The organism is Metabacillus halosaccharovorans, assembly GCF_002019635.1.
Classification (GTDB): domain Bacteria; phylum Bacillota; class Bacilli; order Bacillales; family Bacillaceae; genus Metabacillus; species Metabacillus halosaccharovorans.
In genome coordinates this window covers 419,809-445,583 of the sequence record NZ_KV917371.1, presented here as the reverse complement: position 1 = coordinate 445,583, position 25,775 = coordinate 419,809, and the positions used below count along the sequence as shown (strand labels likewise).

Here is a 25,775-nt window from a genome sequence, read left to right as displayed (position 1 = left end):
ATAGGAGGCAGATAAACATGTCATTACTGGAAATAACTCAGCTTATTAAATCCTTTGAAAAAGGAAAAGAGGAATTGAACGTTCTAAAAGATATTACCTTACATGTAAAACAAGGTGAATTCATCACGGTCATAGGGCCAAGTGGATGTGGAAAGAGCACTTTGCTTAAAGCTGTTGCAGGCTTAGATACGGAATATTCAGGGGAAATAAAGCTGGATGGCAATATGGTTACAGGGGCTGGTATTAACCAGGGATTTATTTTTCAGGAACCGAGATTGTTTCCATGGCTTACGGTGGAGAAGAATATTGCAGGAAATTTATCACTAAAAAATACAGAAGTAAAAGTGAGTGTTAAAAAGTTAATGGAGCTTGTTAGGTTAGAAGGGTTTGAAAGAGCATATCCAAAAGAATTATCGGGAGGGATGGCCCAGCGTGTTGCCATTGCAAGAGCTTTACTTAGGAATCCAAAAGTGCTCCTACTAGATGAACCATTTGGTGCTTTGGATGCTTTCACTCGTTCACATATGCAGGAAGCTTTGCTAGAAATATGGAAGGAGGAAAAGACATCAATGATCTTTGTCACTCATGATATAGATGAGGCGATATATTTAGGAAGCAAAGTCGTCATAATGAGTGCAAGACCAGGTACCGTTCAAAAAGTCATCTCAATTGATCTTCCATTTCCAAGGAGGAAGTCATCAAGAGCGTTTCAAGAGTTCCGTCAGCTTGTATTAGGAGAATTTGAAAAGGTGGAAGAGCTTGAGTTAGTAAACAGTGCAGGTATTTAAGGAGGGATAGTAAGTGGCAAATCATTCCACAGTATCTTTGGAAAAAATACAAACATTGCATGATAAAAAAGTAAAAAGGAAAAAAGAGTTAGGAAAAGCAAGCGTCATCTTGAAGGGATTTATCTTACCAATAACGATAATCATTCTTTGGGAGTTAACAGGGATATTCGGACTTATTTCTGATACATTACTTCCAAGACCAAGCAATATATTTATGACATTTATTGACTTAGTTAAGACAGGGGATCTTATTACGCATTTTCAAATAAGCTTGTGGAGGGCAATCGGAGGCTTTTTGTTAGGCGGGACATTAGGTTTATTGCTGGGATTAGCGGTTGGGTTCAATCAAAGTATTGAACAAACGGTCGATCCAACTCTACAAATGCTTAGAACCATTCCAACGTTGGCTGTCATCCCTCTGTTTATATTATGGTTTGGATTTGGTGAGGTTTCAAAGATCTTACTAATTGCAAAGGGAGCGTTTTTCCCTTTATATGTGAACACTTTTCTTGGAATACGTGGTGTGGATTCCAAACTGTTTTCGGTAGCAAAAGTATTAGAGTTTAGTAGATGGAAGCAAATTACCTTGTTAATTTTACCTGCGGCCTTACCAAATATATTACTAGGCTTGAGATTATCACTAGGTGTTTCCTGGCTGGCTTTAGTAGCAGCTGAACTAATGGGATCAAGTCAAGGTGTCGGCTATCTCATAATGGATGCCAGACAGTTTTCTCAAACATCCATTGTGTTCGTGGGAATTATTATTTTTGCTGTCTTTGGTAAAGTATCTGATTCATTTGTTCGGATTTTTGAACGCAGGCTTTTAAAATGGCAGGATAATTTTCAAGGATAAATAAAGAAATTTTCTTGTTCTAAATCCGAGTAAGTATATATGAAAAATAGGAGAGTGGTCTTGTTTATGGTAAGGAAAATGAAAATAATGATTGGGTTAACATTCATAGCAGTCATTCTTGTTTTAAGTGCTTGCGGCAATTCAACAAGTAAAGATACATCTTCGAAGGTTGCAGCTCAAAGGAAGGAGAGCCAAGATGTTGTTGTTAACATTGGTGTTCAGGGAAAGACGGGAATCCTGCCTTATGCAAGGGAGAAACAATATTTTGAAAAAGCATTTGAGAAAGAAGGGGTTAAAGTAACCTGGAATGAGTTTGCGAGTGGACCACCACATTTTGAGGCACTTGCATCAGGAAGGTTGGATTTTGGTGCTGTGGGAGGTACTCCAGTTATTGCAGGACAGTCAGGTAACGTTGATTTTAAGGCTATTGCTGTCTCTAGCGATGGAAAGAAAGGTAATTCGATCATTGTACCAAAAGGAAGCACCATTAAGGAGTTATCTGATTTAAAGGGGAAAAAAATTGGTGTTGCTAAGGGGAGCAGTGCATTTAACTTCTTATATATGGCTATAGATCATGCAGGGTTAAAGGATAGTGATATTGAGATCATTCAACTTCAACCAGATGAAGCAAGACCAGCTTTAGATAACGGTTCAATTGACGCTTGGTCAATTTGGGAGCCTTATGCTACTACTGCTGTTTTTCAAACAGATGCAAAAGTACTAGTAACGGGAGAAGATTTGAATATTAATGCCCCAAGCTTTTTAATTGCCAGAACAGAGTTTACGGAAAAGCATCCAGACTTAACCGTGTTATTCCTAAAAACATATGAAGAAGTTCGACAGCAATTTGTGCAAAATATTGATGGAGTTTCCGAGGAATTAGCTGAGTCGCAAAAGGTGGACGAAGAAATTATTCGGTCGGTCTTAAAGAATTCAGAGCCTATCTTATCTCCAACAACAGATGAATTTTCAAAAGCACATCAAAAGCAAGCAGACTTCCTATATTCCGTTGGAGGGATTGATCAGAAATTGGATACGTCGAAAGTTATTGAAAATAAATTTGTTGATGAGGCGTTGGGGCAATAATGAAAAAGACCAAACAGGTATGTAATGAGTAATCTGTTTGGTCTTTTCATTCAAAATAATTCCTAAAAAAATGTGGAATTATTTTGCAAAAAAGTGATTGCTTTAGTATGAGATACATAATATGATATAAAGTAATTAAATCATATAGAAATACTTGGTATTAAGAAAATAAACGATAAGACACTTTAAAAATACATGGATGAAATAGTACTTTGAAAGACATGCTTCTACGAGTATATTTAATGAAGGGAGAGGATTTAGTTGTCTTCGAATAATAAGATCGATCAAGAAATAATTGATAAGATTGTTAGTTTATTAGAGAACATTGAGTATGGAACCGTCCAAATTACCGTACATGATTCACAGGTTACACAAATAGAAAAAGGAGAAAAGTATCGATTTGGATTAAAAAAGAGTAATAAACAATTAAGGACGATTAAAGATGACTTGGAAAGGTAAGAGGACAGGATCAGAATTCCTGTCCTTTTATTTATCTTCCTTTTTCCTTTTTATATTAAAAAGGTCATCATATCAATTGACTAATTTTATAAATTCCTATACTATTTTCTAGACCGGTTGTTATAATTTTGAGGTGAGCATCATATGAAGAAGAGGCAGGACACAAAGGACATAATTTTGCAAAGCGCAACACGCTTATTTCAACGGCAAGGTTATAACGGAACAGGGCTGAATCAAATAATCGAGGAAAGCGGTGCTCCAAAAGGTTCTATTTATTATCATTTTCCAAATGGAAAGGAAGAAATTGCGTTAGAAGCAATTTCTGTGATGAGAAAACTTTTGTTGGAGGGAGCTGAGAAAGATTTAAGTGGAAGAAATTCAGCTGTAGAGGCATTTGATTTTTATGTGAATAACATCGCTTATGTCTTTGATTCGGGAGATTGTGTTGAGGGGTTATCAATTGGATTAATCGCTTCAGAAACAGCTTCAACACATGAGAAGCTTCGTCACGCGTGTGAAATGGTTTTTAAAGATTGGCAATCCTTATACGCTGACATACTTGAACAGTATGGGTTTGAAAAAGCAAGTGCTGTAGAATTAGGAATAACAATCACGGCAATGATAGAAGGGGCATGTCTTTTGTCAATCACATATCAAAATGGTGATGCTTTACGTATGGTCGCAAAGCAGTTGCTGGTGCTATTAAAAAAATAATAGAGAGAGATGTATGTAGGAGGAAACAGAATGGAAATGGGTAATACACAAGTGAAAACAGGGGATGTGGCAGCAAGCGATTTGCGTGTTGTACCGATTATCATCTCATTTGTTGTTGCCGGATTTATCGGCTTGTTTAGTGAAACAGCTCTTAATATGGCATTAACAAACTTAATTGAAAATTTCGGGATTCATGAAACAACTGCACAGTGGTTAACGACTGGGTATTTACTTACACTTGGAATATTAGTTCCAGTATCAGGATTAATTATGCAGTGGTTTACAACTAGACAATTATTTATTACAGCTCTTGTAGCATCGATTATTGGGACATTTATTGCTGCAATTGCACCAAGCTTTAGTGTGTTAATGATCGCACGAGTGGTGCAGGCAATTGGAACAGCTTTGCTGCTTCCATTGATGTTTAACACGATTCTTATGATCATACCACCACATAAACGTGGAAGAATCATGGGAATCATTGGTCTTGTTATCATGTTTGCACCTGCGGTTGGACCGACAATTTCCGGACTAATCCTTAAGAGCTTATCATGGCATTGGATTTTCTGGATTTCTTTACCATTATTGATTGGGGCCCTAATATTTGGATGGATCTTTATGCAAAATGTAACGAATCCAACAAAACCTAAAATCGATATCCTTTCAATCGTGTTATCTACACTTGGGTTTGGTGGGATTGTATTTGGATTTAGTAGTGCAGGAGAAGGTGGCGGTTGGGGAAGTGCAACTGTGATTGTCTCCATGATTATTGGAGCAGTATCCTTACTGTTTTTCACAATAAGACAATTAAAGATGGAGCAACCGGTTCTTAATTTAAGAGCTTTTAAATATCCAATGTTTACCATAGGGCTACTTTTGGTTGTTGTATGTATGATGGTTATTCTTTCATCTATGATTTTACTGCCGCTCTACTTACAAACATCTTTATCTTTAAGTACATTTGCTGCAGGTCTTCTCCTTTTACCAGGGGGAATTATCAATGGAATTCTTTCGCCGGTTATGGGAGGACTATTTGATAAATTTGGTCCGAAATGGTTGGTGACAATTGGAATAGTCATTGTAACTGGAGCGATGTTTGGCTTCTCCACTATTACTATTGAGACGAGTTCGGCTTTCATTATCGCCCTTCACATTATCACTATGGTTGGAGTTTCAATGGTCATGATGCCTGCGCAGACAAATGGTTTGAATCAATTACCACGTGAATTATATCCGGATGGAACAGCAATTATGAACACATTACAACAAGTGGCTGGTGCAATTGGAACAGCTGTTGCGATTTCTATTTTATCGTCTGGAGCAGAAGGATTTATGAGTACAGTGGAAGATAAAGCAAATCCGCTAAACCCGCTTCTTGCCTTCACAGCAGGTGTTCAGGATGCATTTGTATTTGCGATCATTATGGGGATTGTTGGCTTAGTGGTTGCATTATTTATTAAACGGGTCAAAGTAGAACACCCGATGTGACGTCTTTATGACAGCCTTGCTATGATAGAAGGCTGTTTTTTAATACTCTCAATTTTCTTATAGTTGGAAAGCTTTAGTTAGATTTTTTTGAAAGTTATGCTAAAATGCCAATTAGACATATAGAAAAGGACGTGTTCATCGTGACTAGTGAAAACAAAGTAACACTTTATTTTGTTCGCCATGGAGAAACTCAATATAATGTTGAAAGACGTATGCAGGGTTTCTGTGATTCTCCACTAACTGAAAAAGGAATTTCACAGGCAAAATCTGTTGGTAAGGGGTTAGAGGATATTCCGTTTATTGCGGCTTACTCAAGTGACAGCCAACGTGTTCAGGACACAGCAAAGTATGCGCTTGGTGAAAGGAACATACCATTAACCATAGACAAGAGACTCAAGGAAATGAATTTTGGTGTTTTGGAAGCATTGCTTGAGGATGAAATTCCGAGCTTATATGGAGATGCACTTGATAAATTATTTAGTCTTGATGTAAATGCATGTGCACCGGAAGGAGAATCTTATGCACAGCTTTTTACTAGAACGGAACAAGCTGTAAAAGAGATCGTCGAAAAACATGCATCAGATGGTGGAAATATTCTTATTTTTTCACACGGAGTCACGATCGGGAATTACATCATCCAAGTAACAAAAAGCAAGGAATTCCAAGTACATGAAAACTGTAGTGTTTCAGTTGTAAGCTATGAAAATGGTCAATTACAGGTTGAGAAAATTGCAGATACTTCATTTAGAAATGAAGGTAGCAAGCAAGTAAATTAAATATGATGGAATCGAAAAGGAGGGTAGAATGACACATCTGGCTTCCTTTTTTTGTCTAGGTAATTATAAAATTTTTAAACTGTGGATAAGCGTTTCGACATCCAGCTCCAGCGCCTAGCCCCTCGAGGTCATAAGCCAATTTAGAATTGAAGGCAAAAAACGCCTTCTATTCTAAATCGTCTTATTTGCCCGAGGCTGATCAAGGCGCTTGCGCTTTTGTTCTATCCTAAGAAAGCAGATAGATTTGTAATCTAGTACAAAAGTCTAGAAAAATGCAGAAAAAATAAATAGAAAGCGTTGACATTATTCTGGTGCCATGATAAATTACATATAACAAATAAATAATAAATATTCCGTTATAGGAATGTTACCTTAAGTGGGCATAACCTGGACTGAATAGATACACAATAATTGCGATATCGCGATAAGCAATATGTGTGGTCTATTTGGCTCAGGTTTTTTATTTGTCTAAAAACTTCGCGAAAGAAGGGACAACTCATGAAATACGAGCAGTTGGCTAAAGATATTATTTTAAATGTCGGCGGAAAAGAAAACGTTTCCAGTGTCGTGCATTGTATTACTAGATTACGATTTAAATTAAAAGATGAATCTAAAGCAAATACAGAAGTCTTGAAGAATATGGATGATGTTGTAACGGTCATGAAGAGTGGCGGACAATATCAAGTTGTTATTGGGAACCATGTGCCAGATGTATATAAAGCAGTTCTGGATGTAAGTGGATTACAAGCACAGTCTCCTGTTGATGATGACGGTGAAAAACAAAAAGCAAGTTTCATTGATATTATTTCAAGCATTTTTACACCTGTTCTTGGCGTATTAGCTGCTACAGGGATGATCAAAGGGTTTAACGCACTTTTTATTGCGATGGGTTGGCTTGAGTCAACATCAGGAACATATCAAATTTTAAATGCAATAGGTGATTCACTTTTCTACTTCTTCCCTATCTTCTTAGGTTATACAGCTATTAAAAAGTTTGGAGGAAGCCCTTTCATCGGGATGGCCATTGGAGGATCACTCGTTTATCCGACGCTATCAGGATTAACAGCAGGTGAACCACTTTATACATTATTTGCAGGCACGATGTTTGAATCACCAATTTATATTACATTTTTAGGTGTACCAGTTATCTTAATGAGTTATGCTTCATCTGTTATTCCTATTATTCTATCTGCTTATTTCGCGGCTGTTGTTGAAAAGCGTTTAAGAAAAATGATTCCGGATGTTGTAAAAGCATTCTTAGTACCATTGTTTACTTTACTAATTGTGGTACCGCTCACATTTATTATTATTGGCCCACTATCAACATGGGCAGGAAATTTATTGGGAATGGCAACACTATTCATTTACAACTTAAGTCCAATTATCGCAGGTGTTTTTGTAGGTGGACTATGGCAGGTTATGGTTATTTTTGGTCTTCACTGGGGTCTTGTACCAATTGCAATTAATAACATTTCAACAATGGGTGCAGATCCGATTTTAGCAACGACATTGGCTGCATCATTTGCACAAATCGGCGCTGTCCTTGCAGTGTATGTAAAAACAAAGCAACAAAAGTTAAAAACATTAAGTATTCCAGCATTCATCTCAGGTATCTTCGGTGTAACAGAACCGGCAATCTATGGAATCACATTACCTCTTAAAAAGCCATTTATCATAAGCTGTATTGCAGCAGGTATTGGTGGAGGGATCATTGGTGCAGTTGGAACAAACCTATATATGATAGGTGGTCTAGGAATCTTTGTTATTCCAGCCATGATTAGCCCAACTGAAGGAGTTACATTTGCTTTATGGGGAGCATTAATTTCATTTGTTATTGCATTTGCATTAGGTTTTGTCCTTACGTATCTATTCGGAATGGGTAAAGGCAAAAACCAAGAAACGAAATCTGCGCAAAACGAAGCAGCAGCAACAACTACTACTTCTAATGTAGCAACAGAAGAAATCGCAAGCCCACTAAAAGGTGAAGTCAAGATCTTATCTGACATTAAAGATGAAGCGTTTGCATCTGGAGCACTTGGTGATGGTGTGGCAATTGAACCTATTGAAGGAAAGCTTTTCGCACCAGCTTCAGGCACAGTTTCAGCACTTTTCCCAACTAACCATGCGATTGGGATCAAAACAGATCAAGGTGCAGAGATTTTAATCCACATTGGCATGGATACTGTGAAACTTGGCGGGAAACATTTCTCAGCTCACACAAGCCAGGGGGCAAGGGTAGAAAAAGGACAATTATTAATTGAATTTGATATTAAGCAAATTAAAGCAGAGGGATTACCTGTTACAACACCAGTTGTGGTAACGAATTTCAAGGATTACAACTTGCAAAAAACAAGTGAAAAACAAATAAATTTCGGTGATCAACTATTTAATCTAAACAAAAAGTAATAACAAATGGAGGAAAGCTCTGTTTTCTTTCCTCCAAAATTGAAAGGAGAGGAACAAATGACATTTCCAAAAGGGTTTTTATGGGGCGGTGCCATTGCTGCAAATCAAGCTGAGGGTGCCTATCTTGAAGATGGTAAAGGATTAACTACAATTGATTTACTTCCTACTGGTGAAAAACGTTGGGATATTATGTTTGGAAACCTTCCTTCTTTTCAACCACTTGAAGGTGAGTTTTACCCATCCCACGAAGCAATCGACTTTTACCATCGTTATAAAGAGGATATTGCGCTTTTTGCAGAAATGGGTTTTAAAGCTTTGCGTGTATCGGTGTCCTGGGCACGTATTTTTCCAAATGGAGATGACCATCAGCCAAATGAAGCTGGCCTAAGGTTTTATGACGATTTATTCGATGAATTATTAAAAAACAACATTGAACCTGTTGTGACAATTGCACACTTTGATGTCCCAGTTCATTTAGTGGAAACCTATGGAAGCTGGAGAAATCGTAAACTGGTTTCTTTGTTTGAAACATATGCTACAACTCTTTTTAAACGATATAAAGACAAAGTGAAATATTGGATGACGTTTAATGAAATCAATATGCTCCTACATTTACCATTTGTAGGCGCAGGTCTAGTGTTCAAAGAAAGTGACAATAAAAAACAAATTCAATACCAAGCAGCACATCATCAGTTGGTTGCAAGTGCACTTGCTGTTAAAGCATGTCATGAAATTAGTCCGGATGCCAAAATCGGCTGTATGCTAGCTGCAGGAATGACATACCCATATACATGTAATCCGGAAGATGTGTGGGATGCGATGGATAAAGACCGCGAGTCATTTTTCTTCATTGATGTTCAATCACGCGGAAAATATCCTGGTTATGCAAAGAGATTTTTTAAAGACAATAACCTTATGATTAACATGGAAAATGGAGACGAAGAGCTATTAAAAAGTCACACTGTTGACTATATCGGCTTTAGTTACTATGCAAGTCGTGCAACAAGTACAGATCCGGAAATCAATAATATGACAGCTGGGAATGTATTTGGCTCAATTGAGAATCCTTATCTTGAAAAATCAGAGTGGGGTTGGACGATTGATCCGAAAGGATTCAGAATTACAGCAAATCAATTATATGATCGCTACCAAAAACCATTATTTGTTGTGGAAAATGGGTTAGGGGCTGTCGATCAACTTTCATCAGACGGAGAAGTAAATGACGACTACCGTATTGAGTACTTAAAAAAGCATGTTAAAGAAATGTCTGAAGCCATTAAAGATGGTGTAGAAATCATTGGCTACACAAGCTGGGGGCCAATTGATATTGTAAGTGCATCAAGCGGTGAAATGAAAAAACGTTATGGCTATATATATGTAGATAAAGAAAATGATGGACAAGGTACACTTACTAGATATAAAAAGAAAAGCTTTGACTGGTATAAAAAAGTAATCGAAACGAATGGGGAAGTGCTCTAATTTTTTACTATAAAAGGATGGAAAGGTGATACGTATGAATACAAACACACGAAAATTTCCAGAAGGATTTTTATGGGGAGGAGCAGTTGCTGCAAACCAATTAGAAGGTGCATATCAAGAGGACGGAAAAGGTCTTTCAACGGCTGATGTTTCTCCTAATGGGATTATGAGTCCACCGGATTACTCAATGGAGAATTTTAATTTGTATCATGATGCAATTGATTTCTACCACAAGTATAAGGAAGATATTGAACTATTTGCCGAAATGGGCTTTAAGGCATTTCGTTTCTCGATCTCTTGGACGCGATTATTTCCAAATGGCGATGAGGTAGAGCCAAACGAAAAAGGTCTTCAATTTTATGACAATATGATCGATGAGCTGCTAAAGCATAATATTGAACCGGTTCTTACCATTTCTCACTACGAAATGCCACTGGGTTTAGTAAAAAACTATGGTGGATGGAAGAATCGTAAATTAGTAGAGTTTTATGAAGGTTTAGCAAAAACGATCTTTACTCGTTTTAAAGACAAAGTGAAATACTATATGACATTTAATGAAATTAACGTTCTATTACATGCACCATTTACAGGTGGTGGGCTGGAATTTGAAGATGGACAAAAGAATGAACAAGATATTTATCAAGCGGCACATCATCAATTTTTAGCAAGTGCACTTGCAGTTAAAGCCGGACATGAAATTATTCCCGGATCACAAATTGGCTGTATGATTGCTTCAATGATAACGTATCCTTATACATCTAAGCCGGAGGATATGTTTGCAGCACTCACTCAAGATCGTAAAACATTATTTTTCTCAGATGTTCAATCAAGAGGGAAATATCCAACGTATATGTTAAATTACTTTAAAGACAAAGATATTCACATCGAAATGGCTGATGGAGATTTGGAGCTACTTCAAAAGCATACAGTTGACTACATTGGATTTAGCTATTACATGTCATTTGTAGCGAGCACAGCTCCTGAACATCAAGATGAAAAAACAGCCGGAAACCTTTTAGCTGGTGTGAAAAACCCATACTTGAAAGCTTCAGAGTGGGGCTGGCAAATCGATCCTGTTGGTTTAAGAACAGTTTGTAACCAATTGTATGATCGCTATCAAAAACCACTTTTCATCGTTGAAAACGGACTTGGTGCTGTTGATAAAGTTGAAGAAGATGGTTCAATTCAAGATGATTATCGAATTGAATATCTTGATGCACATATTCGTGAAATGAAAAATGCGATCGGTGATGGTGTTGAGATAATGGGTTACACATCATGGGGGCCAATTGACCTTGTAAGTGCATCAACTGCAGAGCTTAGAAAACGATACGGATTCATCTACGTAGATCGCGATAGTGAAGGAAAAGGAACAAATAAACGCTATAAAAAGAAAAGCTTTGACTGGTACAAAAATGTGATTTCTACAAATGGGGAAGACTTTTAAAAAAATCACCAAGGAAAGCTCAGGTTATGGAGCTTTCCTTCTTCTCTTAATTATAAAACAGCCTTTGTCCTATAAGCTTTTACCAAAAGTAACTAGTAGATGAAAATGAATATGTTTTGCCGTATAATACACTGTAATATAAAGAGATTATAAGAGAAATACTGTTTTTAATGTCCTCAAATGAACGCCATAAAACATGATTTAGGTGATCGTATGAAAATAGAAAAGGTTTATAACAATAATGTCGTAAGTGCTTATAATGAAGAAAATACAGAACTTGTCATCATGGGTAAGGGTCTTGCTTTTCAAAAAAAGCCCGGTGATGAAATAGAGGAAGAGAAAATAGAAAAGGTATTTACCTTGAAAAACAATGATATATCAGAACGATTTAAAAGTCTTCTATATGAAGTTTCATTAGAATTAATGGAAGTAGCAGAAGAAATCATAAAACTAGCAAAAAGAAAGCTTGGAAGAGAACTAAATGATAGTATATACATTTCATTAACAGACCATATTAACTTTGCAATTGAAAGAAATAAAAAAGGTCTTGATATTAAAAATGCCTTATTGTGGGAGATCAAGAAATTATACAAAGATGAATTTTCTATCGGGTTAGAGGCTTTATGCTTGATTAAGGAAAAGCTCGAGGTCACTCTTCCAGAGGATGAAGCAGGCTTTATTGCGATGCATATTGTAAATGCTGAGTTAAATGAAGAAATGCCGAATATTGTAAATATAACAAAAACAATGCAAGACATTCTTAAAATCGTTAAATATCACTTTGGCCTTGAATTTAATGAAGAATCACTGAACTTTTTCCGTTTTGTTACTCATTTAAAATTTTTCGCACAAAGGCTGTACAGTCAAACATACATGGAAAGTGATGATGACTTCTTGTTTGAAGCTGTAAAAAATAAACATAAAGATGCTTTTGAATGTACGGAAAAAATAAATAACTATGTAAAAAGACAGTTTGATTATGAATTAACGAATGATGAGAAATTATATTTAACGGTTCATATTGAACGAGTAGTTAATCGTTGATTGAAGTAGGCGCATGAAATTTTTCCATGCGCCTCCTTCATTATTCTCGTTCTTTTCCCATGATTCCATAGAAAAATATATTCGTTATATCCTCAGTAAGCGGCAGGATCTTCTGATACACCTCTTCCCTCTGTATATAATCCTTGAGCATGTATATATAAAATAACATGGCCTCTTCTGATAACTCCTTATTAATATATCCCTGCTCTTTTCCTTCTTTAAGTAAAAGTTGAAGATAAGGTACAGCCTTTTCTGCATATATTTTCTCTATATAATTTCCTTCTGTTGAGAATTCCTTCATTAAATACTGATAAAACTCCTCATTTATTGAACTAGCAACTTCTTTCTTGTTAAAAATAAGTGTTTTAATTTTTTCTGGGAAAGGTATGTCACTATGAATAACCTGTTCAAATTGACTGGAAGCCTTATTTACATAGTAGAGAAAGACTTCATTTACAAGATTGTGCTTACTTTCAAAATAATTGTATATCGTTACTTGCGAAACATTTGCTTTTTTCGCAATATCTGAAATGGCTACTTTTTGAACCCCAAAATCCATAAATAATTGCAAGGCTGCTTCTAAAATGTTTTGTTTCTTTTGTTCTTTTCGTCGTTGAAACCCGTCCAAATTTCTTCACCTCATTCTTAGTTTAATCAAAAATATGAAATATCACAAATGAATGAGTTCAAAATATCTTGAAAACAACTGAGTATTTGTATATTATGAAATATATAAGTTAAAATATTTCAAAACTTATAAAAGGGGGAGAATAATGTCGATCCTTAAAGCAGTTAATGTATCAAAGAAATTTGGGAAATTCACAGCCTTGAATCATGTAAATCTTGAAGTAAACCAAGGGGAAGTGTATGGATTTATTGGCCCAAATGGAGCAGGGAAATCTACTACAATACGGATATTTTTAGGGATTTTAAAAGCATCTGGCGGAGAAGTGGAGATCTTCGGGAAGGACGCGTGGAAGGATGCGGTTGAAATCCATAAGCATTTATCCTATGTGCCTGGTGATGTGAATCTTTGGCCAAACTTAACTGGCGGTGAGGTGATTGATTTATTCATGAGGTTACGAGGTGTATCAGCGGATAAAAATCGCAGAGATGAATTGATTCAGCGGTTTAATTTAGATCCTACGAAGAAGTGTCGTACCTATTCTAAGGGAAACCGTCAAAAAGTAGCATTAATTGCAGCCTTTTCAACTGATGCTGATCTCTTTATATTAGATGAGCCTACATCTGGGCTTGATCCTTTAATGGAAAAGGTGTTCCAAGAATGTGTATTAGAAGCAAAGAGGAATGGAAAGAGTGTGCTTCTTTCAAGTCATATATTATCAGAGGTTGAAAGACTTTGTGATCGAGTAGGGATCATTAGACGAGGAGAGATTATTGAAACTGGAACATTAGATGAGCTTCGTCACCTTACAAGAACAAATTTAGTTATTCAAACAAAGCAGCCAATTTTAGGGCTCGAAACAATACAGGGTGTTCATGAAATAGTCGGCAATGATCGGGAATTTTCTTTTCAAGTAAATGGAAAGGATCTTGATGAGGTAATCCGTTATATTTCCCGGTTTGGTCTCGATAAATTAGAAAGTACTCCGCCAACATTAGAAGACTTGTTTATGCGTCATTATGATGAAACTTGAGAGCGGGAGGTAGATCTTCATGTGGAAACAGCTTTATAGTGAAACCGGAACAATGACCCGCTTCCTAATAAGAAGGGACCGGATCCGTTTACCAATCTGGATTATCGTACTGTCTTTCATCACAATTGTCACAGCAACAGCCTTCACAGGTCTTTACAAATCAGAGGAAGAAAGACAGGCAATTGCAGAAACGATGAAAAATCCGGCAATGACCGCAATGGTAGGACCAGGCTATGGGCTGGATCATTATACAGAGGGGCCGATGATGGCTCATCAAATGTTACTATTTACCGCGATTATTGTCGCGATCATGAGCATTTTACTTGTGACAAGACATACACGGGCAGATGAAGAAGAAGGGAGACTTGAATTAATCCGTTCCCTGCCTGTTGGACGCCTTTCAGCGTTAAGTGCAACTATGATTGTGTTAATCGCAATGAATAGTTTACTGGCAATCATCATTGGATTTGGCTTGTATAGTTTGCAGATCGGAAGTATGGATCTTGAAGGCTCGCTATTATATGGAGTAGTTCTCGGGACAACAGGTATTTTCTTCAGTGCTGTTACAGCGTTTTTTGCACAAGTATCATCAAATGCTAGAGGAACAATAGGTCTGTCCTTTACGGTATTAGGAATATCTTATTTAATTCGTGCAATCGGTGATGTGAGCAATGAAACAATATCTTGGTTTTCACCGTTAGGTTGGGGATTGAAAACCGAAGTATATGTAAACAATTATTGGTGGCCGGTCGGATTAACCATCTTTTTTTCTATTATTCTTATGATCTTAGCATATTATTTAAATACGATTCGTGATGTGGGCGCAGGATTTATTTCATCCAGGCCAGGTCGAAAGCATGCATCACGATTATTGCAAAGTTCGCTTGGTTTGGCATTTAGAATTCAACGAACATCTATTATGACATGGGCGATCGGAATGTTCATTTTAGGTGTTTCCTACGGCTCAGTATTTGGAGATTTAGAATTATTTTTTTCAAGTAATGAGATGGTGAGTCAAATGTTAACACCGGTTGAAGGCTTAACCTTGACAGAACAATTTGTTTCCATGTTAATGTCCGTTATTTCGATGATTAGCACAGTACCTGCTTTAATATTTCTCTTTAAACTAAAGGGGGAAGAAAAACAAAATCGGACTGAGCATTTATTAACTCGCGCAGTATCCCGGTATAAACTGCTAGGGAGTTACTTATTTCTTTCCATTATATTGGGATTTGTCATGTTGTGTTTAGCGACAATTGGATTATGGGCTGCAGCGGCAAGTGTTATGCAAGATCCTATTTCTTTTAGTTTATTATGTAAAGCGGCGATTGTTTATTTGCCAGCAATATGGATGATGACAGGTTTGGGTGTATTCGTAATTGGTGTTATTCCCCGAATCTCCGGATTTGCATGGTTGTATCTAGGCTATTCCTTCTTTGTTGTTTATTTAGGTGAACTTCTTCAATTTCCAGAATGGATGGGAAATCTCTCACCATTCGGTCATGTTCCACAGCTTCCTGTGGAGGAAATAAACTATGTTTCCATTACTTTACTAACTTGTATCTCAGTTGTTCTTATGATCATCGGATTTATCGGGTATCGAAAACGGGACATAGAAGGATGAATTGGAGTCCTCTAATAGCCATGCAGCTATTAGAGGGCTTTTTAAATGGCGGTGGTTGTTGTTTCCGCTGATTTATTCGGCTTCTCGCCGATATATGTTCAATTTCGCTGATATAAATTATAGATCGCCGATATATCTCTGAAATCGCTGATATAGATGTATTTAAATAAATTTAAACCAGAGAAAGGGATATTTATAAAAATAGAGAACTTAATTAGGTGAAAACATCCATTGGAGTGATGCTATGATTGTCAAAGAACGCAAAAAACCTCTTATGATCCTTAAATTACATGCATTATTAGACAGAATTTCTCCTCATCATCCTGAAATCCCGAAGATAACAGAAGAACTTAAAAAAAGAGAGGCTGGATATAGGGGAGAAACTTCATTAGATTATCCTTTAAGCTTTTTGGATGAAAAAAATTACCTGATTTTTCACGATTTGCGCTTGAAAGACAATACGTACTTCTTTCAAGTTGATACACTGCTCCTAACAAAAAGCCATTTTATTGTCCTTGAGGTTAAAAACATTTCAGGTACGCTTTACTTTGATCATGATTTTAAGCAACTTATTCAAACCACCCACAATGGAAAAGAGCGTGCTTATTCTTATCCTTTAACACAGTTAAAAAGACAGGAACAGCAGTTAAAGAGATGGCTGGAAAAGCACCGCCTCAAGCAAATGCCCATTACCTCCTATGTTGTGGTCAGCAATCCTCAATCAATTATCCGTACTTCCAAAAAAAGCCTTCATATTAGTCAACAAGTTATCCGTAAGGAAGAACTCCCTGAAAAGCTATTTCTACTCGAAAAATCAAAATCACCAGAAATACTAAATTCTAAAGGGATGAAAAAAGCAGCACGGTCCCTCTTAAAGGGTCACCTTGAACAAGATCAAAGTATTTTCGAAAAGTTTCAATTAACAAAAAATGACATTCGGAAAGGAGTAATGTGTTCTTCATGCAAATATATTGGCATGAAGAGGTATCACGGTTACTGGGCTTGTCCAGTTTGCAAAATGAAAAGTAAACAGGCTCATCTACAAGCAATAAATGAATATAGATTGCTATTCAATTCCACAATAACCAATAGTCAATTGCGGGACTTTTTGAATCTCCAATCAGCGGACACAGCAAAAAGATTGCTAAAATCAATGGATATTCCATATGTAGGAGAGAATAAAGGACGAAAATATGATCTTACCAAAATAAGAGAATTTTAAATTTGACAAAAACTTTTTAATTCTTTGCACAATTAATTCCAACTTTATTGATAGGAATAATGAGTTGTGTTAAAATGAATTATATTTTTTACTTGTATGTGAGCAAAAAATGATGGAAACTAGGAACTATGTAATAATTTGTATAAGTATATTTCTTTGTGAGGTGGATTTTGTTGCAACTTCAGGTAATGAACAGCCCGTTTAATCAGGAGCAAGCTGAGCTCCTTAATCGTCTTCTGCCAACTTTGACAGATTCTCAAAAAGTCTGGTTGAGCGGATATTTAGCTGCTACTCAGTCTGGTTCTGCTAGTGTTCCGGCTGCGCCCGAGGCACCGGTAGCAGGAGCAGTTGCTCAAGCTAATGTAAAGCCGGTATCAAAAGATGTTACAATTCTTTATGGTTCACAAACAGGTAATGCCCAGAGTCTCGCTGAAAAGTCAGGAAAAACACTCGAAGAGCGCGGTTATAAAGTGACTGTATCATCAATGAGTGATGTCAAACCGAATAATTTAAAAAAGGTTGAGAATCTTCTTATTGTGGTGAGTACACATGGAGAGGGAGATCCACCGGATAATGCCTTATCATTCCATGAGTTTTTACATGGAAAGCGTGCTCCGAAGCTGGATGATCTTCGCTTTTCGGTGTTATCACTTGGTGATAGCTCATATGAGTTTTTCTGTCAAACAGGAAAAGAATTTGATCAACGTTTAGAAGATCTTGGAGGCACTCGTTTATACCCGCGTATTGACTGTGATCTTGATTTTGATGAGCCTGCCGCAGAATGGATTGAAGGAGTGTATGCAGGATTAAGTGAAGTGCAGTCTGCAAGTGTTGAATCAGCATCAGCTGTTGCTGCAGCACCTGCTGTTGAATCAGCGTATTCTCGTACAAATCCTTTTAAAGCAGAAGTTCTTGAAAACCTTAATTTAAATGGTCGTGGTTCTAATAAAGAAACACGTCATGTAGAGTTATCTCTTGAAGGTTCCGGACTAACTTATGAGCCTGGTGACAGCCTTGGTGTGTATCCGGAGAATGATCCTGAGCTTGTTGAGCTAGTGTTAGAAACAACAAAATGGGATGGAAATCAAACAGTTACTGTTAATAAAGAAGAGATAACGCTAAAAGAAGCATTAAGCAAAAAACTCGAAATTACTGTTCTGACAAAGCCTTTAATTGAAAAAGCAGCACAGCTTTCTTCGAATGAAGAATTAAAAGCTCTTGTTGCTCCGGAAAAAATCAATGAATTAAAATCATATATCGACGGACGTGATTTAATAGATTTACTTCGTGATTTTGGACCATGGAATGTTTCGGCACAGGATTTTGTTGCGATTTTACGTAAAATGCCTTCCCGTTTGTATTCCATTTCTAGTAGTCTAGCAGCAAACCCTGAGGAAGTTCACTTAACAATTGGTGCAGTTCGTTATGAAACTCATGGCCGCAAACGCAATGGAGTTGCTTCAATTTTAACGGCGGAACGATTACAGCCTGGTGATACTTTACCGGTTTATGTGCAAAATAACCAAAACTTTAAGCTTCCGGAAAATCCGGATACTCCGATTATCATGGTAGGACCTGGTACAGGTGTGGCACCTTTCCGTTCCTTTATGCAGGAGCGTGAAGAGATCGGTGCGGAAGGAAAGTCATGGATGTTCTTTGGAGATCAGCATTTTGTGACAGATTTCCTTTACCAGACAGAATGGCAAAAATGGTTAAAAGATGGCGTCCTAACGAAAATGGATGTTGCTTTCTCCCGTGATACAGAAGAAAAAGTTTATGTGCAACATCGTATGAATGAGCACAGCAAGGAACTATTCGAATGGCTTGAACAAGGTGCGGTTGTTTACATCTGTGGTGATGAAAAGCATATGGCACACGATGTGCATCAGACCCTTATCGATATTATAGAAAAAGAAGGCGGGCTAAGCCGTGAAAAAGCGGAAAGCTACCTTGCCGACATGCAGCAAACAAAACGTTATCAACGTGATGTATATTGATTTTTGATTGAAAGGAGTTTTTCTAGAACATGGCGAACCAAATTTTAAAAGCACCAGAAGGCGCTCCAAGTGATGTTGAACGTATTAAAGAAGAAAGTGACTACTTGCGTGGCACACTTAAAGAATCGATGCTCGAACGTCTAAGCGCAGGAATTTCTGATGATGACAACCGCTTGATGAAGCACCACGGCAGCTATTTGCAGGATGACCGTGATCTTCGTAATGAACGTCAAAAACAAAAATTAGAGCCGGCTTATCAATTTATGCTGCGTGTTCGATTACCTGGTGGTGTCGCAACACCTGATCAATGGCTTGTAATGGATGATCTTGCAAATAAATACGGAAATGGAACACTTAAGCTTACAACTCGTATGACATTTCAAATGCATGGTATTCTAAAATGGAATATGAAGCCAACAATACAAGGCATTCATGCATCCTTAATGGATACGATAGCTGCTTGTGGAGATGTTAACCGTAATGTTATGTGTGTGGCAAATCCTTATCAATCAACTGTCCATGAAGAAGTGTACGAATGGTCTAAAAAGCTAAGTGATGATTTACTTCCACGTACAAGAGCTTACCATGAAATATGGCTTGATGAAGAAAGAGTAGCAGGTACACCTGATATTGAAGAAGTTGAGCCAATGTATGGCCCGCTTTATTTACCACGAAAGTTTAAAATCGGGATTGCTGTACCACCGTCAAACGATGTCGATGTATTTTCTCAAGACTTAGGCTTAATCGCGATTGTTGAAAACGACAAGCTTGTTGGTTTTAACGTAGCGATTGGTGGCGGAATGGGTATGTCACATGGTGATAAAACGACATATCCACAGCTTGCAAAAGTAATCGGCTTCTGTAAACCGGAACAAATCTATGATGTTGCAGAAAAAGTTATCACCATTCAACGTGATTACGGAAATCGTTCATCTCGTAAAAATGCCCGCTTCAAATATACTGTTGATCGATTGGGATTGGAAAATGTTGTAGAGGAACTTCATAATCGTCTTGGATGGAGTCTTGATGAAGCAAAACCATTCAACTTTGACCATAACGGTGATCGCTATGGTTGGGTAAAAGGTGTGAAAGGAAAATGGAATTTCACATTATTTATTGAAGGTGGACGTATAACAGACTATGAAAACTACAAACTGATGACTGGAATAAGAGAAATCGCGAAAATTCACAAAGGCGATTTCCGTTTAACAGCCAACCAAAACCTAATCATCGGAAATGTATCAACACAGAAAAAGAAAAAAATCGACGAGATTATTGAAAAATATGGTCTAACCGATGGTAAGCATTACTCTGCATTACGCCGAAGCGCACTTGCTTGTGTGGCGTTACCAACATGTGGTTTAGCAATGGCAGAAGCAGAACGTTATCTACCAACACTTATCGATAAAATCGATGAAATTGTTGATCAAAACGGTCTTAATGATAAAGAGATTACGATCCGTATGACAGGCTGTCCAAACGGATGTGCACGGCATGCGTTAGGCGAAATAGGATTTATCGGTAAAGCCCCTGGTAAATACAATATGTACTTAGGTGCAGCACATGACGGAACACGTCTAAGCAAAATGTACCGTGAAAACATCGGAGAAGAAGAAATTTTGAAAGAGCTTGGTACAATTCTTCCACGCTACGCAAAAGAGCGTAAAGAAAACGAGCACTTTGGTGACTTCGTAATCCGCGCAGGTATTATTAAAGCAACAACAGATGGTACAAATTTTCATGATTGATAACGAGAGCCAAGGAGAAATCCTTGGTTTTTTTTTGATAACTTTACCTTAGTTCAATGACTTGCAATGAGGGTAATTTCATGATATATTATCTTCAAATCAAGATATTTGAATTAAATGTATTTATAAACATAAAAAAATCATAATAAATAGTACATTCATGATAACGGGGGAATAAAAATGAACCATTTAAAAGGAATACACCATGTAACAGCTATTACTAGTAGTGCAGAAAAAAATTATGAATTTTTCACTTATGCATTAGGAATGCGGTTAGTGAAGAAAACAGTTAATCAGGATGATATTCAGACTTACCATTTATTTTTTGCCGATGATGTAGGCAGTGCTGGTACAGATATGACTTTCTTCGATTTTCCTGGGATTCCAAAAGGAGCTCATGGAACAAATGAAATTTCAAAAACATCTTTCCGGGTTCCAACAGATGCTTCACTAGATTATTGGGCCAAACGATTTGATCGTTTAGGAGTTAATCACACAGGAATTAAAGAACAATTTGGCAAGAAAACACTGTCTTTTGTTGATTTTGATGATCAACACTACCAGTTAATTTCTGATGAGCATAATAAGGGAGTTGCTTCAGGTACACCTTGGCAAAAAGGACCTATTCCATTAGAGCACGCTATTACAGGCTTGGGGCCAATCTTTATCAGAATCTCCAATTTTGATCAACTAAAAGAAGTATTAGAAAAAGCTCTTTTGTTTAAGGAAATTGCCCAGGAAGGATCATTCCATTTATTCGAAGTAGGTGAAGGTGGAAATGGAGCACAGGTTATAGTGGAGCATAATGTTATGCTTCCACAGGGAATTCAAGGCTTTGGTACAGTTCACCACGTAGCCTTCCGAGTAGAGGATCGAAATGTGTTAGAAGAGTGGATTTCCAGAATGGAAAACATAGGATTCCACACATCAGGATATGTAAACAGACATTTCTTTGAATCATTATATGCTAGGGTTGCACCTCATATTTTATTTGAATTTGCAACAGATGGTCCGGGATTTATGGGGGATGAGCCTTATGAAACATTAGGTGAAAAACTCTCATTGCCACCTTTTCTGGAACCAAAACGTGAACAAATTGAAAAAATGGTTCGTCAGATTGACACAGTAAGAAGTACAAAGGCATTTGTAAAAGAATAATCTTAAGGAAAAATTAAGTTCCATCTCAGCTGCTTTGACGGTATACTTACATTTGTGGGTTTATCGATTAAAGAATGATAGGAGCTTATAAGGATGGATTTTATTACAATCTTAAAAGCTGTTATATTAGGCTTGGTAGAAGGATTAACAGAATTTGCACCGGTTTCTTCAACAGGTCATATGATTATTGTTGATGATATGTGGTTACAATCAGAAGAATTTTTAACAAAATATGTTGCAAATACATTTAAAATTGTTATTCAACTAGGGTCTATATTAGCAGTTGTCGTTGTATTTAAAGACAGATTTATTCAAATGCTGGGATTAAGCAGATTTAGCAAAAGTGTACAAAAAAGAACTACTCAGAATCGACTAAAGCTGTCACAAGTTATTGTCGGGTTAATTCCGGCAGGTGTTTTAGGTGTTTTGTTTGAGGATTATATCGATGAGTATTTATTCTCTATCGAAACTGTGTTAATCGGGTTAGTTGTGGGTGCGCTCTTAATGATTGCTGCTGACCTTTTCGGTCCAAAAGTACCGAAGATTGATACGGTTGACCAAATTACGTACAAGCAGGCATTATCAGTGGGGCTTATTCAGTGTCTTTCATTATGGCCTGGTTTTTCACGCTCTGGCTCGACGATTTCAGGTGGTGTGTTATTGGGAATGAGTCACCGTGCAGCAGCTGATTTTACATTTATTATGGCTGTACCGATTATGGCGGGCGCAAGCTTTCTATCTCTTCTTAAAAACTGGCAATACTTCACACTTGATGCCATGCCGTTTTTTATCGCAGGATTTATTAGTGCCTTTGTTTTTGCGTTAATATCAATCCGGTTTTTCTTAAAATTGATTAATAAAATTAAATTAATGCCATTTGCGATCTACCGTATTGTGCTGGTCGTCGTGATTTGGGTATTGTACTTCTAAGCATATTCATAAAGAGAAGGAGATTAACATAATGTTGATTTTCTTCTCTTTTTTTATTTTTAGTATTTAAAAGATGTATGAAAGCCGATAAGATAGATAAATACACATAGAAAGCTACATAAGGAGGTTTATTTTGACTGGTGATATCGAAGTTCAGAAGCTCTCACTCTATGATCATATATTGTTTATTCTAATTACCTTTATTTATTGGTTTTCACTTTATATTTATGTGCCGGTTTTTGTCTCTTATTTGGACTATTTAGGTGGTACATATACGTTCGTCGGATTTATCGTCGGAAGCTATGGTATTATGCAAATTTTATTACGACTTCCCGTTGGAGTTGTCTCAGATCGTCTGCAAATTCGGAAGCCGTTTGTAATAGCCGGCTTAGTGACAGGAGTGATCAGCTGCCTTGGTTTTGCTTTAACTGAGAGTATAGAGTTTGCTTTGGTTTCAAGGTTTATTTCCGGTATTACAGCATCGATGTGGGTTGCATTTACTGTTCTATATGCGAGCTATTTTAAGCAAGAAGACACTACAAGAGCTATGGGGAATGTACAGTTTATTACGGTTGCTTCCCAACTTATAAGTATGGGTTTGAGTGGATACCTCGTAACTCAATGGGGATGGAAATCTCCATTTTGGATAGGTGGATTTGTTGGAATACTTGGGATCTTGTTAGCGCTTCAAATAAAAGAATCGAAGAAGAAAACAGAGACTAAGAAGATTAAAATGAGCGAACTAAATGAAGTCCTAAGAGAACCTACTGTCTTAAAAGCAGCAATCCTATCAGCGCTTGCTCACGCTGTCCTATTTATTACGATGTTTGGATTTACCCCAGACTATGCGCTAAAGATAGGTGCCTCAAAGGAGAGCCTTATTTATTTAGTATTTAGCTTTATGGTCCCCCATGCAATTGCGCCTATTATAACTGGAAGATATTTAGCTGGAAACTTTCAGAAGTGGAAAATCTTAGTTGTGGGATTCTTTGGTACATTTGTGTTTTCAGTCATCATTCCGTTTATAAATAACCTGGAAGTTCTCTATCTCACACAGGCATTTAATGGCTTTGCCCAAGGGATGACGATTCCATTGTTAATGGGCATGGCGATTCAAACCATTCCAAATAGAAAACGCGCCACTGCGATGGGGTTGTTTCAAGCTGTGTATGCAATCGGTATTTTTCTAGGGCCATTTATCTCAGGGTTATTTTCTGAGGAAGGAACATTTCTTCCAGTGTTTTTGACCGCAGGCGCAGCAGGAATAATCGGAATGTTCTTATCATTGAAATGGGGATATCAACATTCGCCTCTTTCAAAAAATAAAATAGAGTCGATGTAGGAAAGTAGGAATGATAAACTTTGACATCTTCACCTTATGAAGTCTATATTAACAGGTGATAAGCTCTATTAGGAGGAATTGTCATGGTTCAATTGAGCGAACAGACTGTTGAATCTGTATCAACAGTTGTTCAACTTCAAAAAAACTTCTTTCATACGGGTCAAACAAAGTCAAAGGACTTCAGAATAAGAATGCTTCAAACCCTTGCTGAACAGGTTCGGAAACATGAAAAAGAAATTTGTCAGGCGCTTAAACTTGATTTAAATAAATCTGAAACAGAAGCATATATGACTGAAATTGGCTTTTTGTTAGAGGAGATCAAATTTACATTAAAGCATTTAGATAAATGGATGAAGCCTGAAAAGGTAAAAACAGCAAAGACACATATAGGATCAAAAGGTATTAGAGTAGCTGAGCCCTATGGTGTCACGCTTATCATTGCACCATGGAATTATCCGTTTCAGCTACAACTGGCCCCACTTATTGGAGCTATTGCAGCGGGAAATACAGCCATTCTAAAGCCTTCTGAATTAACACCATATACATCTTCAATACTGGTAAAGTTAATTCAAGAAGCGTTTGACCCTGCCTATGTGACTGTGATGGAAGGTGGAGTCGAGACAACAAGTATTTTATTAGATCAACCATTCGATTATATCTTTTTTACTGGAAGTGTCCCTGTGGGGAAAATTGTGATGAAGGCTGCTGCCGAAAGATTAATTCCGATCACATTAGAGCTTGGTGGGAAGAGCCCTTGCATTGTAGACCAATCAGCCAATTTGCAGCTTGCTGCAAAGAGAATTGTGTTTGGAAAGCTAATAAATGCCGGTCAAACCTGTATTGCACCGGATTATCTCTTTCTCGATAAAAAAATTAAAGAGCCATTAATCGAAGAATTAAAAAAGGTAATTGTTGAATTTTTTGGTGAAAACGCAATTCAAAATGATGAGTTTACAAAAATTGTGAATAACCGTCATTTTCACCGGTTAAAAAGTTATTTATCAGATGGGACAATCTTGTTCGGCGGTCAATCTGATGAAAGACGGCTTAAGATAAATCCAACACTGATCAAACCAAAAGATCTCACAACTCCTCTAATGACAGAAGAAATCTTTGGACCCATACTGCCAATCTTGGAGTACGATAACATACAAGAAGCAGTTGATTTTATTAATAGCCGTCCAAAGCCGTTAGCTTTATACGTCTTTACAACGAATGATGAGGTAGCAAAACAAGTCACTGAGTCTACATCATTTGGTGGAGGGTGTATTAACGATACACTTATGCATATTGCCACACCATACCTGCCTTTTGGAGGTGTGGGTGAAAGTGGAATGGGTACGTATCATGGGGAGGCGAGCTTTCAAACATTTTCCCATTATAAGAGTGTACTCAAACAAACCAATCGTTTTGATTTCAGCTTTAGGTATCCTAATGCAAAAAACAGTTTAAAAATGATGAAAAAATTGATGAAGTAAGGAAAGGATCAGTTATGGAAACTGATCCTTTTTTCTAATAATTTTATTGAGATGAATTCTTGACATTGAGAATGGTTT

21 protein-coding genes are annotated in these 25,775 nt (G+C 37.1%); 20 read left to right on the top strand and 1 reads right to left on the bottom strand.

What is annotated here, in order from left to right; genetic code table 11:
- The first annotated feature begins 11 nt into the window (after nucleotides 1-11).
- The 11 genes from BK577_RS02180 to licT all read left to right on the top strand — a co-directional run bounded on the left by BK577_RS02180 (nucleotide 12) and on the right by licT (nucleotide 12,540).
- Entirely contained in the window at nucleotides 12-788 is a 777-nt protein-coding gene (locus BK577_RS02180) for an ABC transporter ATP-binding protein (RefSeq protein ID WP_425435933.1), read from the top strand.
- A gap of 13 nt (nucleotides 789-801) precedes the next feature.
- Entirely contained in the window at nucleotides 802-1,641 is an 840-nt protein-coding gene (locus BK577_RS02175) for an ABC transporter permease (RefSeq protein WP_078431408.1), read from the top strand.
- 66 nt (nucleotides 1,642-1,707) lie between these two features.
- Entirely contained in the window at nucleotides 1,708-2,727 is a 1,020-nt protein-coding gene (locus BK577_RS02170; RefSeq protein ID WP_245823478.1) for an aliphatic sulfonate ABC transporter substrate-binding protein, read from the top strand.
- 261 nt (nucleotides 2,728-2,988) lie between these two features.
- A complete protein-coding gene (locus BK577_RS02165; protein WP_078431407.1) occupies nucleotides 2,989-3,186 on the top strand; it encodes a YezD family protein in 198 nt (65 codons plus the stop codon).
- A gap of 144 nt (nucleotides 3,187-3,330) precedes the next feature.
- Nucleotides 3,331-3,900, top strand: a complete 570-nt coding sequence (locus tag BK577_RS02160; protein ID WP_078431406.1) for a TetR/AcrR family transcriptional regulator — start codon at nucleotides 3,331-3,333, stop codon at nucleotides 3,898-3,900.
- 36 nt (nucleotides 3,901-3,936) lie between these two features.
- A complete protein-coding gene (locus BK577_RS02155; RefSeq protein WP_078433431.1) occupies nucleotides 3,937-5,388 on the top strand; it encodes a DHA2 family efflux MFS transporter permease subunit in 1,452 nt (483 codons plus the stop codon).
- Between the two features lie 140 nt (nucleotides 5,389-5,528).
- A complete protein-coding gene (locus tag BK577_RS02150; protein WP_169908063.1) occupies nucleotides 5,529-6,164 on the top strand; it encodes a histidine phosphatase family protein in 636 nt (211 codons plus the stop codon).
- Nucleotides 6,165-6,662: 498 nt separating this feature from the next.
- On the top strand, nucleotides 6,663-8,570 hold the full coding sequence (locus BK577_RS02145; RefSeq protein WP_078431404.1) for a beta-glucoside-specific PTS transporter subunit IIABC: 1,908 nt from the start codon (nucleotides 6,663-6,665) through the stop codon (nucleotides 8,568-8,570).
- Between the two features lie 57 nt (nucleotides 8,571-8,627).
- A complete protein-coding gene (gene ascB, locus BK577_RS02140) occupies nucleotides 8,628-10,049 on the top strand; it encodes a 6-phospho-beta-glucosidase (RefSeq protein WP_078431403.1) in 1,422 nt (473 codons plus the stop codon).
- Between the two features lie 34 nt (nucleotides 10,050-10,083).
- Nucleotides 10,084-11,496 carry an aryl-phospho-beta-d-glucosidase gene (gene bglH / locus BK577_RS02135; protein ID WP_078431402.1) on the top strand — a complete coding sequence of 471 codons (1,413 nt, stop codon included), beginning with the start codon at nucleotides 10,084-10,086 and terminating at the stop codon, nucleotides 11,494-11,496.
- Nucleotides 11,497-11,709: 213 nt separating this feature from the next.
- Nucleotides 11,710-12,540, top strand: a complete 831-nt coding sequence (gene licT / locus BK577_RS02130; protein ID WP_078431401.1) for a BglG family transcription antiterminator LicT — start codon at nucleotides 11,710-11,712, stop codon at nucleotides 12,538-12,540.
- Nucleotides 12,541-12,580: 40 nt separating this feature from the next.
- Here licT and BK577_RS02125 read toward each other — a convergent pair whose 3' ends face one another.
- Nucleotides 12,581-13,168 carry a TetR/AcrR family transcriptional regulator gene (locus BK577_RS02125; protein ID WP_078431400.1) on the bottom strand — a complete coding sequence of 196 codons (588 nt, stop codon included), beginning with the start codon at nucleotides 13,166-13,168 and terminating at the stop codon, nucleotides 12,581-12,583.
- 145 nt (nucleotides 13,169-13,313) lie between these two features.
- Here BK577_RS02125 and BK577_RS02120 point away from each other — a divergent pair, with 145 nt between their 5' ends.
- The 9 genes from BK577_RS02120 (at nucleotide 13,314) to BK577_RS02080 (ending at nucleotide 25,697) form a co-directional block, all read left to right on the top strand.
- Entirely contained in the window at nucleotides 13,314-14,198 is an 885-nt protein-coding gene (locus tag BK577_RS02120; RefSeq protein ID WP_078431399.1) for an ABC transporter ATP-binding protein, read from the top strand.
- A 19-nt stretch (nucleotides 14,199-14,217) separates the two neighbouring features.
- Entirely contained in the window at nucleotides 14,218-15,822 is a 1,605-nt protein-coding gene (locus tag BK577_RS02115; protein WP_078431398.1) for an ABC transporter permease, read from the top strand.
- A gap of 244 nt (nucleotides 15,823-16,066) precedes the next feature.
- Complete coding sequence (locus BK577_RS02110) at nucleotides 16,067-17,044, top strand: nuclease-related domain-containing protein (RefSeq protein ID WP_078431397.1); 978 nt, start codon at nucleotides 16,067-16,069, stop codon at nucleotides 17,042-17,044.
- 173 nt (nucleotides 17,045-17,217) lie between these two features.
- Nucleotides 17,218-19,041, top strand: coding sequence for an assimilatory sulfite reductase (NADPH) flavoprotein subunit (locus tag BK577_RS02105; protein ID WP_078431396.1), 1,824 nt, complete (start codon nucleotides 17,218-17,220; stop codon nucleotides 19,039-19,041).
- Between the two features lie 29 nt (nucleotides 19,042-19,070).
- Nucleotides 19,071-20,789 carry an assimilatory sulfite reductase (NADPH) hemoprotein subunit gene (cysI, locus tag BK577_RS02100; RefSeq protein ID WP_078431395.1) on the top strand — a complete coding sequence of 573 codons (1,719 nt, stop codon included), beginning with the start codon at nucleotides 19,071-19,073 and terminating at the stop codon, nucleotides 20,787-20,789.
- A 180-nt stretch (nucleotides 20,790-20,969) separates the two neighbouring features.
- On the top strand, nucleotides 20,970-21,947 hold the full coding sequence (locus BK577_RS02095; protein WP_078431394.1) for a ring-cleaving dioxygenase: 978 nt from the start codon (nucleotides 20,970-20,972) through the stop codon (nucleotides 21,945-21,947).
- A gap of 93 nt (nucleotides 21,948-22,040) precedes the next feature.
- A complete protein-coding gene (locus BK577_RS02090; protein WP_078431393.1) occupies nucleotides 22,041-22,877 on the top strand; it encodes an undecaprenyl-diphosphate phosphatase in 837 nt (278 codons plus the stop codon).
- A gap of 133 nt (nucleotides 22,878-23,010) precedes the next feature.
- The gene (locus tag BK577_RS02085) at nucleotides 23,011-24,219 is read left to right on the top strand and encodes an MFS transporter (RefSeq protein ID WP_245823413.1); all 1,209 of its coding nucleotides are present in this window, start codon (nucleotides 23,011-23,013) and stop codon (nucleotides 24,217-24,219) included.
- An 83-nt stretch (nucleotides 24,220-24,302) separates the two neighbouring features.
- Complete coding sequence (locus BK577_RS02080) at nucleotides 24,303-25,697, top strand: aldehyde dehydrogenase (protein WP_078431392.1); 1,395 nt, start codon at nucleotides 24,303-24,305, stop codon at nucleotides 25,695-25,697.
- Nucleotides 25,698-25,775: the final 78 nt, after the last annotated feature.

Bases quoted from the DNA above. Each gene is read 5' to 3' on its own strand.
- BK577_RS02170 (WP_245823478.1), top strand. From the start codon at position 1,708: ATGGTAAGGAAAATGAAAATAATGATTGGGTTAACATTCATAGCAGTC.
- BK577_RS02160 (WP_078431406.1), top strand. From the start codon at position 3,331: ATGAAGAAGAGGCAGGACACAAAGGACATAATTTTGCAAAGCGCAACA.
- BK577_RS02155 (WP_078433431.1), top strand. From the start codon at position 3,937: ATGGGTAATACACAAGTGAAAACAGGGGATGTGGCAGCAAGCGATTTG.
- BK577_RS02145 (WP_078431404.1), top strand. From the start codon at position 6,663: ATGAAATACGAGCAGTTGGCTAAAGATATTATTTTAAATGTCGGCGGA.
- ascB (WP_078431403.1), top strand. From the start codon at position 8,628: ATGACATTTCCAAAAGGGTTTTTATGGGGCGGTGCCATTGCTGCAAAT.
- bglH (WP_078431402.1), top strand. From the start codon at position 10,084: ATGAATACAAACACACGAAAATTTCCAGAAGGATTTTTATGGGGAGGA.
- licT (WP_078431401.1), top strand. From the start codon at position 11,710: ATGAAAATAGAAAAGGTTTATAACAATAATGTCGTAAGTGCTTATAAT.
- BK577_RS02120 (WP_078431399.1), top strand. From the start codon at position 13,314: ATGTCGATCCTTAAAGCAGTTAATGTATCAAAGAAATTTGGGAAATTC.
- BK577_RS02115 (WP_078431398.1), top strand. From the start codon at position 14,218: ATGTGGAAACAGCTTTATAGTGAAACCGGAACAATGACCCGCTTCCTA.
- BK577_RS02110 (WP_078431397.1), top strand. From the start codon at position 16,067: ATGATTGTCAAAGAACGCAAAAAACCTCTTATGATCCTTAAATTACAT.
- cysI (WP_078431395.1), top strand. From the start codon at position 19,071: ATGGCGAACCAAATTTTAAAAGCACCAGAAGGCGCTCCAAGTGATGTT.
- BK577_RS02095 (WP_078431394.1), top strand. From the start codon at position 20,970: ATGAACCATTTAAAAGGAATACACCATGTAACAGCTATTACTAGTAGT.
- BK577_RS02090 (WP_078431393.1), top strand. From the start codon at position 22,041: ATGGATTTTATTACAATCTTAAAAGCTGTTATATTAGGCTTGGTAGAA.
- BK577_RS02080 (WP_078431392.1), top strand. From the start codon at position 24,303: ATGGTTCAATTGAGCGAACAGACTGTTGAATCTGTATCAACAGTTGTT.